3 protein-coding genes and 1 pseudogene are annotated in these 3,091 nt (G+C 58.4%); 1 reads left to right on the forward strand and 3 read right to left on the reverse strand.

Translation table 11 applies throughout. The features are described from left to right. The first annotated feature begins 11 nt into the window (after positions 1 to 11). Positions 12 to 890 carry an alpha/beta fold hydrolase gene (locus AC1DLB_RS26170; RefSeq protein WP_477743710.1) on the forward strand — a complete coding sequence of 293 codons (879 nt, stop codon included), beginning with the start codon at positions 12 to 14 and terminating at the stop codon, positions 888 to 890. Between the two features lie 43 nt (positions 891 to 933). Here the strand turns inward: AC1DLB_RS26170 and AC1DLB_RS26175 are convergent, their stop codons facing one another. The 3 genes and pseudogenes from AC1DLB_RS26175 to AC1DLB_RS26185 form a co-directional block, all read right to left on the reverse strand. Further along, on the reverse strand, positions 934 to 2,676 hold the full coding sequence (locus tag AC1DLB_RS26175) for an ABC transporter substrate-binding protein (protein ID WP_477785927.1): 1,743 nt from the start codon (positions 2,674 to 2,676) through the stop codon (positions 934 to 936). A gap of 47 nt (positions 2,677 to 2,723) precedes the next feature. After that, on the reverse strand, positions 2,724 to 2,996 hold the full coding sequence (locus AC1DLB_RS26180; RefSeq protein ID WP_026345728.1) for a DUF2160 domain-containing protein: 273 nt from the start codon (positions 2,994 to 2,996) through the stop codon (positions 2,724 to 2,726). Between the two features lie 10 nt (positions 2,997 to 3,006). Then, positions 3,007 to 3,091, reverse strand: a pseudogene (locus AC1DLB_RS26185) (carbohydrate ABC transporter permease); the annotation flags it as partial.

Below are 3,091 nucleotides of genomic sequence, written 5' to 3' on the forward strand. Positions count from 1 at the left end.
GTTCCCATCTGATGGTGGTCTCCCCGATCAATGGCTACTACCCGACTCGTGACGGCCACCATCTCTATTGGGAGCGGCACGGCACCCCCGGCAGCGAACCGATATTTTTCCTGCATGGCGGGCCGGGTGGTCGTAGCGCCCTCCATCATCTTGAGTTCTTCGATCTGCGATGTTTCGATATCATTTTGTTCGACCAGCGAGGCTGCGGGCGCTCCCTTCCCCTCGGCGAGCTCCAGCACAACAGCACTGGGCTGTCCGTTGAAGACATCGATGCCCTGCGTCGGCATTTTGGTTTCGAAAAAATCAGTTTGCTGGGCATTTCATGGGGAAGCTGGTTGGCCATCCAATACCAGCAGCGCTATCCCGACGCCATTCTGAAAACCACGTTGGTCTCGGTGTTCATACCATTTGTTGCGAACGTAAGCGCCTACGATAAAACCTTGAGCGAAGGTTTATCTCAATTCGCCATTGGCTCCCACGACGCCAGTGCGCGGGGTATCTACCAGCTACTGAGCAATGGTTGCGAGGTGCAAAAGCGTCAGGCTGCCATCCACTGGCTGCAGGCTATTTTGCAATTGAACGGGCAATCGATGTGCCCGCACGCACTCGAAGACTTCGTTGATGAAGAAGCGGTGCGCGCCATCTGCCTGGAGTTGCATTACCACGTTAATCACTATTTCTTCACACGGGCGGACGAGCGTCTCCGGGTCGATGCCGATACCCTGGTGATACAAGGCATCAAAGACACCTTCGGCATGTCCAGCGTACGTTGGCTTCGCCAGCGCCAGAACATCCGTTGTCGTCTGCTCCACGCCGGGCACAACGCCTTCGACCTCGCGGTAATGAGAACCGTACGCCAGTCGCTGAAACGAGAAAGTGGGCATAAATAGAAACGGCACCCGAAGGTGCCGTTCGACGTCGCAGGCCGATCTGTTACTTACGCGCCACCTCCCACGATTTCAGCAGTTCGGCATAGCTCACGGTTTCACCCTTGGGCTTCTCGTTAGCCAGTTTCGGCTTCGGTGCGCCCGGTTGGTCGAACCAGTATTGCGCGTCGCGTTCCGGGTTCATTTTCGGCGCGCAAGTGGCCTGGGCCTTGGAGCGTTCCAGACGGGTCATGATCGCGTCCTGATCCTTGGCCAGACCATCGAGCGCCTGTTGCGGGGTTTTCTCGCCGCTGGCGGCTTCGGCGATGTGGCTCCACCACAACTGTGCCAGACGCGGATAGTCCGGCACGTTGGTGCCGGTCGGGGTCCATTGCACCCGCGCCGGGCTGCGATAGAACTCGACCAGGCCACCGAGCTTCGGCGCCAGGTCGGTCATGGCTTGAGAGTTGATGTCCGACTCGCGGATCGGTGTCAGGCCGACGATGGTTTTCTTCAGCGACACGGTTTTCGAGGTCACGAACTGCGCGTACAGCCAGGCCGCGAGTTTCTGTTTCTCAGGCGTGGACTTCATGAATGTCCAGGAACCCACGTCCTGATACCCAAGCTTCATGCCCTCTTCCCAGTACGGCCCTCTCGGCGACGGCGCCATGCGCCACTTCGGCGTACCGTCGGCGTTCACCACCGGCAGGCCCGGTTTGGTCATGTCGGCGGTAAAGGCGGAGTACCAGAAGATCTGTTGGGYAATGTTGCCCTGAGACGGTACCGGGCCAGACTCGGAAAAGGTCATGCCCGCTGCTTCCGGCGGCGCATAGGCCTTCATCYAGTCGACATATTTCTGCGTCGCGAACACCGCCGCCGGGCCGTTGGTATCGCCGCCACGGGTCACGCTGGAACCGACCGGATGGCAGTCCTCGACACGGATGCCCCACTCGTCCACCGGCAAGCCGTTGGGCAGCCCCTTGTCGCCGCCGCCGGCCATGGAGAACCAGGCATCGGTGAAGCGCCAGCCCAGGGATGGATCCTTCTTGCCGTAGTCCATGTGCCCGTAGATGCGTTTGCCGTCGATTTCCTTGACGTCTTCGCTGAAGAATTTGGCGATGTCTTCATAGGCCGACCAGTTCACTGGCACGCCCAATTCGTAGCCGTACTTTTCCTTGAATTTTGCTTTCAGGTCCGCCCGATCAAACCAGTCGGCGCGGAACCAATACAGGTTGGCGAACTGCTGGTCGGGCAGCTGATAGATCTTGCCGTCCGGCGCGGTGGTGAAGGAAATGCCGATGAAGTCCTTGATGTCGAGGGTCGGCGAGGTGAAGTTCTTGCCTTCGTTGGCCATCAGGTCGGTGATCGACTCGGTCTTGCCATAGCGAAAGTGCGTACCGATCAGGTCGGAGTCGTTGACCCAGCCGTCATAGATGCTCTTGTCCGACTGCATCACGGTCTGCAGCTTTTCCACCACATCGCCTTCTTGCAGCAAGTCGTGGGTGACTTTGATCCCGGTGATCTCGGTGAAGGCCTTGGCCAGCACCTTGGACTCGTATTCATGGGTGGTCAGGGTTTCCGAGACAACCTTGATGTCCATCCCGCGAAACGGCTCGGCCGCCTTGATGAACCACTTCAATTCCGCGAGTTGCTGATCGGCCGTCAAGGTGGACGGTTTGAATTCGCCGCCGATCCACTTTTTCGCAGCGTCTTCGTAGGCATCAGCCCAGGCCGATGCGCTCAATCCGCTGAGTGCCAGCATGGCTGCCAGTGAAATGCTATGTCGCAGCTTATTGTTTTTGTCGAACATAGAGACCTCCTTTATGGGTTTCGGAGCAACATTGCCGAGCGATTCGACTAGCCCCAACGCATCACAGCCAACAGCCACACCAGGGACAACGCGAACGCTATCCAGATGCTCCAGTCGGTGACGCCGATTACCAGCAAATGCAGGTAGGCGCTGCCGAGAAGACCGATAAACAGCCGATCGCCACGGGTGGTGGTAATCGGCAGAAAACCTTTTCGAAGAATGCTTGGCGAACGCAACTCCCAAGTCGTCATGCCCACCAGGATCAAGGCTATGACGCCGAAGAACGCCGCCGTCGGGCTGGTCCAACTCATCCATTCCATCATCAGTTCCTCATACCCGGCCCAGGGCAAAGCCCTTGGCCACGTGGTTGCGAACAAACCAGATCACCAGCATGCCCGGCAGGATGGTCAACACC

It is taken from the genome of Pseudomonas sp. 05N434 (assembly GCF_056396965.1).

Bases quoted from the DNA above. Each gene is read 5' to 3' on its own strand.
- AC1DLB_RS26180 (WP_026345728.1), bottom strand. From the start codon at position 2,996: ATGGAATGGATGAGTTGGACCAGCCCGACGGCGGCGTTCTTCGGCGTC.
- AC1DLB_RS26170 (WP_477743710.1), top strand. From the start codon at position 12: ATGGTGGTCTCCCCGATCAATGGCTACTACCCGACTCGTGACGGCCAC.